The 13,363-nt window shown below is 44.2% G+C and carries 11 protein-coding genes; 6 read left to right on the top strand and 5 right to left on the bottom strand.

The features are described 5' to 3' along the window. Nucleotides 1-19 precede the first annotated feature (19 nt). Complete coding sequence (locus tag KOD92_RS18325) at nucleotides 20-1,564, top strand: hypothetical protein (protein WP_215235036.1); 1,545 nt, start codon at nucleotides 20-22, stop codon at nucleotides 1,562-1,564. Nucleotides 1,565-1,574: 10 nt separating this feature from the next. Here the strand turns inward: KOD92_RS18325 and KOD92_RS18320 are convergent, their stop codons facing one another. Beyond that, nucleotides 1,575-3,338 (bottom strand): DUF4153 domain-containing protein, encoded by a 1,764-nt coding sequence (locus KOD92_RS18320; protein WP_215235035.1) that lies wholly within the window; start codon nucleotides 3,336-3,338, stop codon nucleotides 1,575-1,577. A 134-nt stretch (nucleotides 3,339-3,472) separates the two neighbouring features. Between KOD92_RS18320 and KOD92_RS18315 the strand changes: the two genes are divergently transcribed. Further along, nucleotides 3,473-4,453, top strand: a complete 981-nt coding sequence (locus tag KOD92_RS18315; protein ID WP_215235034.1) for a hypothetical protein — start codon at nucleotides 3,473-3,475, stop codon at nucleotides 4,451-4,453. Between the two features lie 21 nt (nucleotides 4,454-4,474). Here KOD92_RS18315 and KOD92_RS18310 read toward each other — a convergent pair whose 3' ends face one another. The 3 genes from KOD92_RS18310 to KOD92_RS18300 are packed head-to-tail and all read right to left on the bottom strand — an operon-like array spanning nucleotide 4,475 to nucleotide 7,169. Next, a complete protein-coding gene (locus KOD92_RS18310) occupies nucleotides 4,475-5,452 on the bottom strand; it encodes a bifunctional heptose 7-phosphate kinase/heptose 1-phosphate adenyltransferase (protein WP_215235033.1) in 978 nt (325 codons plus the stop codon). 47 nt (nucleotides 5,453-5,499) lie between these two features. Further along, entirely contained in the window at nucleotides 5,500-5,925 is a 426-nt protein-coding gene (locus tag KOD92_RS18305; RefSeq protein WP_215235032.1) for a GNAT family N-acetyltransferase, read from the bottom strand. Then, on the bottom strand, nucleotides 5,922-7,169 hold the full coding sequence (locus tag KOD92_RS18300; protein WP_215235031.1) for a bifunctional 3,4-dihydroxy-2-butanone-4-phosphate synthase/GTP cyclohydrolase II: 1,248 nt from the start codon (nucleotides 7,167-7,169) through the stop codon (nucleotides 5,922-5,924). Before KOD92_RS18300 ends, KOD92_RS18305 begins: the two co-directional genes overlap by 4 nt. Before the next feature lie 180 nt (nucleotides 7,170-7,349). Between KOD92_RS18300 and KOD92_RS18295 the strand changes: the two genes are divergently transcribed. From KOD92_RS18295 to KOD92_RS18280, 4 genes are all read left to right on the top strand, one after another. Then, the gene (locus tag KOD92_RS18295; protein WP_215235030.1) at nucleotides 7,350-9,290 is read left to right on the top strand and encodes a T9SS type B sorting domain-containing protein; all 1,941 of its coding nucleotides are present in this window, start codon (nucleotides 7,350-7,352) and stop codon (nucleotides 9,288-9,290) included. 167 nt (nucleotides 9,291-9,457) lie between these two features. Further along, nucleotides 9,458-11,380 carry a T9SS type B sorting domain-containing protein gene (locus tag KOD92_RS18290; protein WP_215235029.1) on the top strand — a complete coding sequence of 641 codons (1,923 nt, stop codon included), beginning with the start codon at nucleotides 9,458-9,460 and terminating at the stop codon, nucleotides 11,378-11,380. A 46-nt stretch (nucleotides 11,381-11,426) separates the two neighbouring features. Further along, a complete protein-coding gene (locus KOD92_RS18285; protein WP_215235028.1) occupies nucleotides 11,427-11,774 on the top strand; it encodes a YbaB/EbfC family nucleoid-associated protein in 348 nt (115 codons plus the stop codon). Between the two features lie 9 nt (nucleotides 11,775-11,783). Continuing rightward, nucleotides 11,784-12,824, top strand: a complete 1,041-nt coding sequence (locus tag KOD92_RS18280) for a glycosyltransferase family 2 protein (protein WP_215235027.1) — start codon at nucleotides 11,784-11,786, stop codon at nucleotides 12,822-12,824. Here the strand turns inward: KOD92_RS18280 and KOD92_RS18275 are convergent. Continuing rightward, the gene (locus tag KOD92_RS18275) at nucleotides 12,805-13,026 is read right to left on the bottom strand and encodes a PspC domain-containing protein (RefSeq protein ID WP_215235026.1); all 222 of its coding nucleotides are present in this window, start codon (nucleotides 13,024-13,026) and stop codon (nucleotides 12,805-12,807) included. The two genes, KOD92_RS18280 and KOD92_RS18275, sit on opposite strands and share 20 nt — an antisense overlap. Nucleotides 13,027-13,363: the final 337 nt, after the last annotated feature.

Genomic DNA, 13,363 nt, shown 5'->3' with positions numbered 1-13,363 from the left:
ACTAACAACCTTACCTGCCATGAAGAATTATGTACTAGTGATTCTACTGTTTTTATCGCCGGCCCTGGCAAATGCGCAGAAAACTAATGCGCGTGAAATAGCAAAAGCCGCGCTGCAAAAAATGACGGGCGAAAAACGCCTGACCAGTTTCGAGCTGGAAATAACCTATGATAAACCGCGGGAAAATCCGGTCGAACTTACGCAGCCAAATGCATTTTTAATGTTGATGGATTCTATCATGCCAACACTTCCTGATTCGGTTCAAAAAAGTCTGGAGGCACAAAGGGACAGTATTAAAATCAGTACATATCTCGACCGCATTGAAATGTTTAAAGGCATGCAGGAGCGGATTTTATGTGATGTTACACATCAAAAAGTAGTTTTTATAAGATTGATCCCGAACTCATTACGCAATTACGATGATACTTTAAGAAATGTTTCGGGCATAGTTAACGCGTTTCCTTTTCAAAAACCTTACACTGAAAATCCGGTATACCTGCTGCAATTAATGGTTGCCGATTCTACGGAGCTGCATTATTCGGGTAGCTCGTTTGTTGACCAGGAGGAAAGTCATATTATTCAGGTGAAAATAGATGGGAAATGGGTGGATACTTATATTACAAAAAAAGGTCTTTTACTAACCCGGCTTGTATTACAGCGGGTTGATACCGACCCGCTTATCGGACACGGGCCTGAATATTACAAGGATTATTATTTGTATTCGGACTACCAGCGCGTTAGCGGGATATTGTTGCCGAAGTCGCTCGAAGAAATCACTTCAAGAGGCGATCTGACGATCAGAAAGATGCTTGATTGGAAAAGCATAAACAAATCTTTCCCAGACGATACATTCAAGCCCGAGCGAACTTATGAAGAGAGAGCAAGATTCAAAATTGTTCCGCTGCGAGACAGTTTGTACGTCGTGATCCAATCCGGCAACAAATTTAGTCACCGTTCGCTGGTGCGGCTAAATGCTGAGAAAACGCTCGACATTTTTATGGAACCCATTAATCATGAAGCGATTGCAGAAAAGTTTTTCTCTACCATATCAGCGCATTTTACACAAACAAAAATTCGTAATGTATTTTGTTCAGGTAGTATTTCCTCAATAGCCCCGCTCCCCGGACTACTTGATAAAAACACGCAATTTATCGCACCAAAAGGCAATGGATTTCTGTCCGAAGAGCGCCGATTTGCATTGAACTCGGAACAGGATTCGATCTGGAAAGTGCAAAAGGCAAAGGGGTTGCTGATTACATTCGACCAAAATATGGTACAAAATGATGTTAAGGCTTACGTAATCAATCCCGAAAAGAAAGAAGAATGGGACCAGTTGTATGTATTTTACTATCTGCCCCGCCAGAAGCTTGTGTTCTATAAAGAAAGTCCATATTGGGCGATAAAGAATTCCAAACAACTGTCACCTGCCGAAAAGCGCCTTTACGAGTATTTGGTTAAAGAAAAGATACAAGTAGAAAAGATCATTTATTCTGAATCCTTTATTGATGATGCTCCGCTTGAAATGACTTTTCAAGATCTGGTCAGAAGGGCGAATATTGAGTGAAACCCTGGCCCTACTTAAATACAAGCACCGCCTCGCCGGAATAGTAATCTCCACTTTGATTGATTGAAGAGAATATGATAATAAGGTCGTCACTGGGTGTAGTGTACTTTAACACCATTTCACTCGCTTTGACTTTTTCAGACGAAATACCGTAACTGGATTTTAACGCACGTATTTTCTCGGACAAGTCCCAGGTTTGAACTTTGTTCCCATTTTTGTAAAGATTCATAAATCTCCCCTTTGCTGAAAGGTCTATTCCGTAAGGATCTGTTTTTAAGTCTGTTATGTTATTTAATGCAAAGAACTTCAATCGGTTGAATCCTGCGATGGGAACGGTAATACTGTCACTTTCAGCAGATCTGGATGAATAATTGACGTAGTTTGGATTAAATCTGAAATTATCAGGCTTATTCACAACATGTTCCGCCAGTATCTGATCCATTTGTTCGTAGTGCTGATACCCCGTACCATATTTCATTTTTAACCCCGGGAAATACTTTTCCAATCCTTTCTGTTTCCGGGACCGGAAAAATTGAATGATCGATTCAAGTTGCTGATAATCCTGCGAACGCACAGAAACCTTTCCCGAAATCTGTCTATTTGCATTAAGGAGCTTATTTTCGGTTAGTATCTTTTCAAAAGTGCGAAGCTGACTGTTCCTGGCAACTACAAAAATGTTCCACGGACCAATTGCAAGTAATAGGGCAATCACAGAAAGCGATATCGGTATCCACCTGATATCTGCCATTTTACTAACCAGAAAATAGATGGTAATAACCGCCAGCCAGAACGCCAGCACAGCGATGATGTAGCGATTTTCGGTAACACCATAATCATTGATCCGCCTGAAAATACCGATAAAAAGCAGTACGATGAGCGGGAGCAGCGCAAGGTAAAACCGCTTGCCAAATAGCCTGACCCATTTTTCGCGGGCCATTTCCCGCAGCGGATGCAATAAGAGCAGAGCCAGAATGCCCGCGATTGAAAACGCCATTATCAGGTACGCCACGCCGCCGTCGGGCAGCTTCCATTGAAAAATGATCTTGAATGTATAAGCATACAAAATGACCATATAAACCACTTCCAGCGGCAGGAGTACATATTGCGTGAAAATTTTGAGACCAGCTGGATAACTCGTTTCTTCATCCAGCTCAATCAGGTTTACCGGAATTTTGCTGAGGAAGAATAGCGTATGAAACACTACGGCGATCAATACAAAAAGGTCGCCTTCGATTTTAATAAGGTATGTGATATCAAACAGATATTCAACTGTTTTAACCGCAATTAGTAGCCCGACGTACAGCGTAACAGCATACAGCGTCGCATTCAGAGATTGGAGAAAAAGTGTCTTATTGAACTGCCAGAAGCCATTTGTTTGACCAGAACTTAAAAAAGGCGAGAATGCTACCAGTAAGTGCGAAGCGACCATAAACAGCATAAATCTGTAATAATCGCGCGGAGTGGGTTCGTCGGGGATTGTGAAGAAATAGAGTGTGAGGATCGCGGAAACCAGCAGATTGATACCGATAATCCAGGAGGCTTTCAATTGTTTTCGCTCTACAATCAACTCAATAGCGATCATCAATGGCGTTGCCAGAAAGAGGGGATATGCCAGCCTCGTCATCAGGTTTATTTCCTCCTCGTTACCCGTACTTTCCAGATATCGCCACAGTACGGCGGCTTTACAAATGGCGACCGCCACTACCCACGGGAAGCGTCTTATCGTATTGGTAAGCTGGTCACTTATATGGTGAAGAGAAGGTAATTTTATCATGGCTTTTCTATTTGTTGACAGGTGATAGAGGCACTCAAAACCCGCGTCAAATTAGTCTGCCGTAAGTTCAAACACAATACCCCTTTTCACTTTCCCGTTATCTGCCAGATCACCGCACCCGCTGACCTTACCCTATGCTAAATCCCCGGTACCTTTTGGCCTGTATTTTGTTCCTTACAATAAATGCTGCCGATGCGCAACATTTTGCATTAAGCCGGCTTTTTTATCCCAATCTTACTTTAAAAGCTGACTATACTGTTCCTTCCAGTCTGGACGGGACACGGGATTACGGCTATTCGCGCACTGGCTTTTTGGGTATTATTCCCCTTCAAAGCGAAGTTCAGCTTGGATACAGTTTGCGCAAAAAGTTCGATCTCAGGGCCGTGCACACCGTCGCAATCGCACAATACACACAGATACAACCTACAATCGACGGCACAAGTATTCCTTCAAATGGCTATAAAACGCTGTCGCTGGGTATCATACGTTTGCAGGCCAGCATCAAGGACAGACTTTGGGCTTATGGCGGCGGATTGGGAATGACGGAGACGAACGAGACGTTTTTTAGCCCCCAGCCATTTTTCTGGGGAGGTGCGGCGCGGATGCACATTTTAGGATTAAGAACACAAATCGCCTACGGTTCGGTGATCGCTTACAATCAGAAGTTGCGTTTCGTGCCGGTTTTTGGGGTAAATAAAGGTTTAGGCAGACATTGGCGGGCATCGGCACTATTGCCTTTTGTAGCGAATGTAAATTATAAGGCTACCAAGTGGTTCAATGTGGATATGTTCGCCGGGTTGAATGGATACAGCGGCGGTTTCCAGTTTCAAACTCCTGAGGAAAAAACTTTAAGGAGAGAAAATTACAGACATATCAAGATCGGAATGTCTGCCAATGCGCATCTTTTTACCGCGATAAATATCTCACTGGAAGCAGGAGTGACCACATTTCGTCAGCTACGGACATTTAATAGTGCGAGAGAAAACCTAACTTCCTACACGCCGGCAACCACTCCTTATATTGGCGCAAGTGTACGTTACATTACCAGCCGGTCGAGCCTGTCGTCCAGATTTATCAAGAAAATGGGATTGGGACAGGCCGGGATTAACTGGTAATGAATTAGTTAGGAAGCTATTTTAGGATAACCGGGCCGCCTCTGTTTTTAGGAGTTGTTTATCAATCGGTACTACCCCTACCATTTCACAAACGAGTCCGCCACCCAGATTGGAAATCGCAGCTATCGTTTTTGGAGGTAAATTCAATGCAACGCAGCAGGCCGCAATGCTGATCACCGTATCGCCGGCACCGGAAACATCGGCTATTTGACGGATATGAGCCGGTAAGTGGTGGATTTCTTCATTCAGATCAATAAATACCCCACGCTCGGATAGCGTGATCAGCGCGCCTTTTACTTGCAGCGTTTCCTTAAGCTGTTCCACGGTCGCGCGCAGTTCTTCTGGTTTATCTACATTAAATTCCACTTTCAAACCTTCCCTCAATTCTTTCAGATTAGGTTTAAAAAGCGTGGTATGCTGGTAAGAAAGGAAATTGCGCTTTTTTGGATCAACTACCGTAGGTATATTCAGGGAATTGGCAAAAGCTGTTATTTCTGAAATAGATTCCGCGGTCAAAACGCCTTTGTCGTAATCTTCAAAAATAACTACCTGACAAGAAGGAATCAGTTCTTTCGCTTTTTCAACAAGCTTGTCGGTTTCCGCTTTGGAAATGGGCTTATCTGTCTCAGTATCAATGCGTACAACCTGCTGAGAGCCGGCGATGATCCTTTCTTTAATTGTAGTGATCCTTGCCTCGCTGCGGATCAATCCTTCGCAGTTCAGCCCTTTTTCTTTTAAACTGTTTTCAAGCAGATCTCCCGAGCTGTCAGAGCCGATCACCGAGCAGATAATAGCTTCTGCACCAAGTGATTGAACATTCAATAGCACATTACCGGCGCCACCGAGACGATATTCTCTTTTTTGAACTGTCACTACCGGAACTGGGGCCTCCGGAGAGATCCGGTCTACTTTGCCCCAAACGTAAGAATCCAGCATTACATCACCGATCACCAATACACGCAGGGAATCGAATGCTTCAAATATCTGATTAATGTTCATCTGTAAAAATTGTACGCGGTTATTATCGGGTTTTCTCAACTCAAAAATCAGACCTTGGCTACAAAATGAAGACTTGCAACTTGAAATCTTTTATTTAAATAAAGTCGGTGTGCGTCTGTCCGGGCTTCGTTAACGCCCGAATCGAGGTGTATCTCGTCAAAATTTCCCTTTTTTGCTAAGTCAAAGATCCAGTCCAGCAAAACGCCGGCGTAACCTTTTCCGCGGTGCGCAGGTAAAGTTGAAAGGTCATCAATATAAATGTATTTGCCTCTGAACAGGTTATAACCGGTTTCAAAAACGGCCACAGCCGCAGCTTCTCCTTCACTTTCTACGAAGATCAATTGCCGGTTATCTTCCAAGGTCAACCTTACGGCCTCGTTGTACAGCTCGTCGGTCAATGAAGGCCGCAGCGCCTGAATAGCGCTGCGGCACATTAATATATCCTGCTCAGTTTCAGCAACTCTGACTATCATGCTTCGTCGACGGGCATTGTGAGGTTACTTAAATTATGCCCCATTTTATCTCTTTTGGTCAAAAGATATTTCTCGTTGTAGGGATTGGAAGGGATTTCCACCGCTACGGAATCTACAATTTCAAGACCGTAACCGATCAAACCAGCACGTTTTTTGGGATTATTAGTGATCAGGCGAATTTTAGAAACGTCCAGATCCCGCAATACCTGCGCGCCAACGCCGTAATCGCGATCATCCATCGGAAAGCCGAGTTCAAGATTAGCTTCCACCGTGTCGCGGCCCATTTCCTGCAATTTATACGCCCGCAGCTTGTTCAGTAAACCAATGCCGCGGCCTTCCTGATTCATATAAACAATCACACCTTTTCCAGCTTTGTCGACCATTTCCATCGCGGCTTGCAGTTGCGGACCGCAGTCGCAGCGGCACGAGCCGAAAATGTCACCGGTAACACAGGAAGAATGCACGCGAACCAAAACCGGCTCGTCTTTTTCCCAGGTACCTTTAACCAATGCTAAATGCAGATCTCCGGTATTGATCTGTCTAAATGCGATCAGGTCAAAATGGCCCCATTTGGTCGGCATATCCACGCCTATCTCGCGCTTGATCAGTGATTCTTCGCGGAGGCGATATTCAATTAAATCTTTGATACTTACCAGTTTGAGGTTAAACCGGTTTGCGATTTCCCTGAGTTGCGGCAACCGCGCCATGGAACCGTCTTCATTCAATATCTCCACCAAAACACCAGCCGGCGATAATCCCGCCATGCGCGGAAAGTCGATCGCAGCTTCGGTGTGACCCGTTCTGCGCAAAACGCCGCCTTTTTTTGCTTTCAACGGGAAAATATGCCCTGGCCTGCCCAGATCTTCAGGCTTGGTTTCCGGGTTTACAAGCGCCTGGATCGTTTTCGAGCGGTCACTGGCAGAAATTCCGGTGGTGCAACCATTACCTAAAAGGTCGACTGAAACGGTGAATGCAGTTTCGTGCAAGGCAGTATTCGTGCCCACCATCATTTCCAGTTGAAGCTCTTCGCACCTTTCCTCTGTAATCGGAACGCAGATCAAACCGCGGCCTTCACGGGCCATGAAATTGACGATTTCGGGGGTTACGAGCTCAGCGGCGCATATAAAATCACCTTCGTTTTCGCGGTCTTCATCATCAACAACGATGATCAGTTCGCCCCTTTTTATAGCCGCAATGGCTTCTTCTATGGAATCCAATTGAATCGGATTATTATTGCTATTCATTAATCGCGTCGCTGAAAAATAGTTTTAAACCAAAACTCGTTTTTACCTTGCAAAGGTATATTGTTAATATCGAAAGTTCTATTTTTGAACTTATCCGAATGTTTAACAACGGATTTACCTTTACCGTTTCAATGTATTTAAATTGAAAATCGGCTTATTCCGGGACATTTATACTCACTTATGAATTTCAGGCAGTTGATCATACTAATTCTGGGCGTAGTTTTTCTCGCGCCTCTGTATGTAACTGGTCAAAGCTTTTGCGGGAATACCGGCGGGTTTTCTCTCACCCCGTCAACCGGTTGCGCGCCACTCTCGGTGACGGTTAAAAACCTGGTTCCCAAGTCTGAAAACGTTACTTATGCCTTCGATTTCGATCGCTCGCGCACTACTGTTCCAACACAATCGGAGACCACGCAGGATTCCAGCCACACTTACGCACTTCCCGGTAATTACACAATTTTGCAGTTCGGCAGTGCGAACGGGACTGGTTTCAGCCAGTGTACAGATATTGTTGTAAAGGAAACACGCGCGCCCAATGCGGAACTGATTGTGTGCCCGAGTGGAAAAGTGAGGTTAATGCTGGTAAATGATAGTATTTCAAAAGCTTACGATGCCATTGTGATCAATTGGGGCGACGGATCTAATCAAAGTATTGACCCAAAAAGCAATACCCCTTTTGTCGACCATACTTACTCTGCCGGTACAAAACCTGCTGTGACCATACGCGGACGCTACCGAAATGCAGATTGTCAGCAGAAAATAGTGGCTAAGACACTCACAGGTTCCGGCCCGCAATCGCTTGCGACTATTGTGATCAAAAGCGTCTCGTTGCAGGAAAACGGAGAAGCAAAAGTCCTCTACGAGGGAATTGAAGGTATTCCCAGCGAATTATTGATAGAAAACGGCGATGGGAATTTTGTGTCGACAGGGAAGTCGGGGCAAACGGGCGGTACGCAATCTGTAACCGTTCCCGGTCTTGATCCAAAACAGAAATATCGGTTCAAGTTATCTTCGAAAAATATCTGCGACAACCTGATCGAAAGTCCGATAGTGGCGAGCATGAATGTAATGGAGGGCACCTTATCGCTGGACGAGATCATTTCTGTTTCGTGGGCGCATTTGGCAAATACTGAAAATCTGATTCAATATCAGTTAAAGAGGGACGGATCGGTGGTTTTTACATCGTCAGACGCGCTTTCCTATCTTGATACAGATGTAAAATGCGGCAATACCTATAAATATGAGATCGTCGCGATCATTGAAAACGATGTCCGTTCCTATTCCGCACCGATCAGTATTGAACCAAAAACTGCGCCGCCAGGTCTGGTCACGCAGGCCAGCGTGACCGTGCAAGCCGAAAATGTCATTAATACGCAGGTTCAGTTGTCGGGAGAAGGATTAACAAGCAGTTACGACCTGATCATCGAGCGTGCTTTGGCCGGAAGTTCGGACTATCAAAAGGTATCCCCGACAGATAATCAGAGCTTGCAGTTTGTTGACAATGCGGTGAGTACGAATGAGAATTCTTACTGTTATCGGTTTCAATATGAAAATGCCTGCAATCTGAGGTCGCCCGGATTTAGTCAGCCTATTTGCTCGATCCTTTTATCCAGCCGCACGCCGGAAATCGTCTGGACTTCTGATTCACCTTTTACGGAGCCAGTCGGAAATTATGATCTGCATCAGCTTGATGATCAGGGAAATATCGAGCAGACAATCCCTAAACAATTGCAGATTGCACATGGCGTAGATCTTGCGTCGCAGTCTTCCAGCTCTTTTCAGATTGAAGCGAAGTCTGCGGACGGCGCGCTGGTAAGTTCTTCCAATGTGCTCAATTTCAGAAGCCAGCCTATTATTTTAGTCCCTGATGCATTTACGCCTAACGGGGATACGCATAATGAGCGGTTTGAGGTGAAAGCATATTTTATTTTAGAATTTCAAATGTCGGTATTTGATCGCTGGGGTGAAGTGGTGTACCATTCGCAAAATCTCGCAGATACGTGGGACGGGAAGGTGGCCAGCGGGAATGCTGCGGGCGGCTACTATATCTATCAGATCGAGGCGGTCGATACCTTTGGCCGCAAATTCTCCAAGAAAGGGAGTTTTTTATTGATTAGATAGGATTTTTCTAATCCATTTATTGTACGGATAATAGTTTCCAGACTCTTCCGTTAATTATTTGCGTAAATTGTGACGCTTACATTAGAATCTCCCCGACACGATTTCATTCCATACCACTCAGTGTTAATTGATTGTCTTTAATAGCCGAAGCTAAATATTGCACACTTATGAGATTACTGTTACCTCTTTCTTCATTTGTATTTTTGCTCTTCAACTTACTGATAACCAACGCCGATGCGCAAGGTCTTTGTGACCGCGGCGGGGGCGGGTTTGAAGTAGATAATTCTGAGGGGTGTGCACCACTCACAGTGCGTATTACGAATACACTTCCAAATCCGTTATCCCTCACCTATGCTGCTGCTTACGATGGACGGTCAAATACTCCGCCTATTCAAGAAGTTTCTTCCGTCACTTATAGGAATCGTGGGGTATATACTTTACTGCAGCAAGCAGTTGTCGCAGAAGGAAAAGTATATGCGTGTAAAACAATTACCGTTTATGAAAGCCGTCCGCTCACTGCTGCCTATTCTTCCTGTGGAGGTGGAAAAATAACACTTATCCTAGCAGAAGACCTCGTTATTACCGGTTATGACCAGGCGAGAATTGATTGGGGCGATGGCACAAGTGCTCTTTGGGCGAAAGGTGACAGTTACATTCTAGAACATAATTATACGAATACGAGTACAAGTCCGACAGTCAGCATTACTGGGTTGCATGTAGGCAAATCCTGTGCACAGGGGGCAGTTACTTCTATTCCCATATCTTTCCAGCAAGCTCAGCTAAACGATATTTCCGTAAAATCACTTGAAATGCTTGGCGGAGGTATTCTCAGGGTGAACTATCTGGGAGTTACTGCAATTCCTACCGAGATCAAGTACAGTACTGACGGGAACACTTTTGCAACCGCAGGAAAAAGATCCTCAGGTGGTTTGCAGCCGTTCGATATTAATAATGTAAATGTTGGTCAAAGTTATCAGGTGAAACTAGCTTCTCAGGATCTCTGCCAGGGACTGACTGATAGTAAACCTATTAATAGCATGACATTAGCCGGCAAGTCTGAGGATGGAAAAAACATACTGACCTGGAACAAATATCCTGCCGATGGAGATTTTGTAAGTTATGAACTGCTTAGGGACGGCACATTGATAAAGACCTTTAATTCCATTGATGAAATAACTTACACAGATGAAGATGTTGCGTGCGGTAGCTACTCGGAATACCAGGTAATTGCCAAGATAAAAGATGTAACATCAACTTCGGCTCCCGTGGGTGTGAAAACCGAGGTTTCTACGGCAAGACCAATTTTGCAGGCATCTGTGTCGGTTTCCGGAGATAATCTTGTTGTGATTAAAGCAAATGTACCCGGCGCCGGACCAAACAGCACTTATGACCTTTCTATTGAAAAAGCGGAATCCGGGACTCCCACATTTCGAAAGATCATCACTTTATACAATCAGAATGAATATTCAGATCCTGATGTAAAAACCAGTGAAACTTCGTATTGCTACCGCCTCAATTATCAGAATTCCTGTGGACAAAAACTTCCTGTAACGCAGCCTTTCTGCACCATGTTATTGAAGAAAAATCTAACTACATTAGTCTGGTCGCCTGAATCACCACTTCTTGAGGGAGTGAGTAGTTATGAAGTAAATCAGATTGCATCCAGCGGTTCTACAATTATTCCGAACCAACTGAATACCAATTATACGATCAAGCTGAATGCCCAAAGCGATCTTGAATACAACTTTCAGATCCGCGCTACTTCCCCGGACGGAGATTTTGAGAGCCTTTCCAATATTATCAACTACCGCAGAAGTGCGGGAGTATTTGTTCCTGATGCTTTCAGCCCGAACGGGGACGGTTATAACGATGTTTTGGAGGCAAAATCCACACAACTTCAAGCTTTTACGTTTTCAGTAATGAACAGGTGGGGCCAGGTTGTTTTTCATTCGGAGGATATTAATACTGGTTGGGATGGTACCATTAAAGGTGAAAATGCCCCAGTCGGATCTTATGTTTACAAAATGACTTTCGTAGATGACATCAACCAAACAGTTGAAAAAAGTGGTACTTTTATGCTTTTAAGGTAGAAGTCTTTTAAGAAATTTTTAGACGCTGGCACTTAACAGTTTAGATATGTTTGGAAATATGGCAGACATGATGGGTATGATGGGGAAAATGAAAGATCTCCAAGCCCGCATGAAAGAAGCGCAGGATCAGCTGAGTACTATCACAGAAACTGCGGAATCGGGCGGTGGCCTGGTAAAAGCGACAGTTAATGGTCAAAAGGCACTTATCAGTCTGGATATCGATCAGGATCTTATTAAGCCGGACGATAAGGAAATGCTGCAAGATCTGATTGTAGCCGCTGTGAACAGGGCATTTGATAATATTGAACCTAAAATCAAAGCGCATTTACAAAAAGCGACAGAGGGTGTATTACCCAATATCCCAGGGCTGGATTTGAGCGGATTTATGAAATAATTGCTCTCAATGGCCTCTTCGGTTGCGATCGTAATCCTGAATTACAACGGAAAACACTATCTCGAAAAATTTCTTCCCAATATTCAACAGTATTCCGGAGGCTATGATATCTGGATAGCGGACAATGCTTCAACCGATCATTCGCTTGATTGGGTAGAAATGCATTTTCCGACCATTAAAACATTGTCAATCAATGAGAATAGGGGTTATGCCGGTGGTTACAACGAAGCGCTGAGGCACATTCAAGCAGATTATTATATTTTACTAAACTCGGATATCGAGGTCACTCCTAATTGGATCGACCCCGTAATCGCTTTTATGGATTCCGATGAAAGCATAGCAGCGTGTCAGCCCAAAATCCGCGCTTACGATCTCCCTACCCACTTCGAATACGCCGGTGCGGCAGGCGGCTTTATGGATTATCTCGGTTATCCGTTTTGCAGAGGAAGGATTTTTGATACCCGTGACGAAGATCTGGGCCAGTTCGACGATGAAGGCGACGTATTCTGGGCAACAGGAGCTTGTATGTTCGTGCGCGCTTCCGCGTTTCACAAAGCCGGCGGATTTGACGAGACTTTTTTCGCGCATATGGAAGAAATCGATTTGTGCTGGCGGCTGCTGAATATGCAATATCGAATCACATATTGTGGGAAATCAACGGTTTATCACGTCGGTGGCGGCACATTGCACAAGTCAAACCCCCGTAAAACTTTCCTGAATTACCGTAATAATCTGATCATGCTTTTCAAAAACCTTCCAAAGGGAAGGCGCTGGAAAACGGTATTGATCCGCCTGGTACTCGACGGCCTGTCGAGTGTTCGGTTTATGGCAACTGGCGCGTGGCCCGACGTATTCGCGATTCTGCGCGCGCATCTAGCGTTTTACAGAATGATACCGTCGCTCATGAAGCGTACTCCCCGGAATAATTACCGGGCGCCTTTGTACTATAAGAGTATTGTGTGGGAATATTTCGTCCGTGGCAAGCACCGGTTTGACCAGCTTTCGGGCGTGAATCCCAAAGAAGAAACGGTTAAAACTCCCAGATCGTAGGGCTATTGTGCTTTCTCCAATGCTGGCGGATCTCCATCCAGAATGCAAGCACCAGATATAGAATAATCGGCGAGCCGAAGGTCATGAATGTGGCGTAAATAAAATACTTCCTGATACTGCTGGCAGGAAAGTTGAGCCGTTCCCCGAGTTTCGCACAAACCCCAAATATCTGATCTTCAACGTAGTAGCGAAGCTTGTTCATGCCTTTTTTAGATTATTAGATCATAGTTAACAATTTTGAAGGGCATTAACAACCAAACAGATTGTTTTTTATCGAATGAGCCGGTGAAGCAAAATACCGCTAACTCTTAAATTTGCAAATTCTTTAAGCAAATAAATTGTTTTACAAACAATTTTTGTTTCTTTGTGATTAAAGATTTTGTAAGTTGTTCATTATAATCAAGATGTCTTAACAAGAATTGCCAAAATTTCTTTTGCTAATGGGTTGAGCCTCCCTCAATTATTTGGTAAAGCCACTTCTAGTTTCTATTGAAACGCTTACAATTCTCTTGTGTTTTCACCTTATTTCAATTTTTTTA

This window comes from Dyadobacter linearis, assembly GCF_907165045.1.
GTDB lineage: Bacteria > Bacteroidota > Bacteroidia > Cytophagales > Spirosomataceae > Dyadobacter > Dyadobacter linearis.
This window is presented reverse-complemented; position numbering and strand designations above follow the sequence as displayed.

What these genes read in the sequence shown, in the direction of transcription:
- KOD92_RS18325 (WP_215235036.1), top strand. Translation starts at nt 20, where the DNA reads ATGAAGAATTATGTACTAGTGATTCTACTGTTTTTATCGCCGGCCCTG.
- KOD92_RS18320 (WP_215235035.1), bottom strand. Translation starts at nt 3,338, where the DNA reads ATGATAAAATTACCTTCTCTTCACCATATAAGTGACCAGCTTACCAAT.
- KOD92_RS18315 (WP_215235034.1), top strand. Translation starts at nt 3,473, where the DNA reads ATGCTAAATCCCCGGTACCTTTTGGCCTGTATTTTGTTCCTTACAATA.
- KOD92_RS18310 (WP_215235033.1), bottom strand. Translation starts at nt 5,452, where the DNA reads ATGAACATTAATCAGATATTTGAAGCATTCGATTCCCTGCGTGTATTG.
- KOD92_RS18305 (WP_215235032.1), bottom strand. Translation starts at nt 5,925, where the DNA reads ATGATAGTCAGAGTTGCTGAAACTGAGCAGGATATATTAATGTGCCGC.
- KOD92_RS18300 (WP_215235031.1), bottom strand. Translation starts at nt 7,169, where the DNA reads ATGAATAGCAATAATAATCCGATTCAATTGGATTCCATAGAAGAAGCC.
- KOD92_RS18295 (WP_215235030.1), top strand. Translation starts at nt 7,350, where the DNA reads ATGAATTTCAGGCAGTTGATCATACTAATTCTGGGCGTAGTTTTTCTC.
- KOD92_RS18290 (WP_215235029.1), top strand. Translation starts at nt 9,458, where the DNA reads ATGAGATTACTGTTACCTCTTTCTTCATTTGTATTTTTGCTCTTCAAC.
- KOD92_RS18285 (WP_215235028.1), top strand. Translation starts at nt 11,427, where the DNA reads ATGTTTGGAAATATGGCAGACATGATGGGTATGATGGGGAAAATGAAA.
- KOD92_RS18280 (WP_215235027.1), top strand. Translation starts at nt 11,784, where the DNA reads ATGGCCTCTTCGGTTGCGATCGTAATCCTGAATTACAACGGAAAACAC.
- KOD92_RS18275 (WP_215235026.1), bottom strand. Translation starts at nt 13,026, where the DNA reads ATGAACAAGCTTCGCTACTACGTTGAAGATCAGATATTTGGGGTTTGT.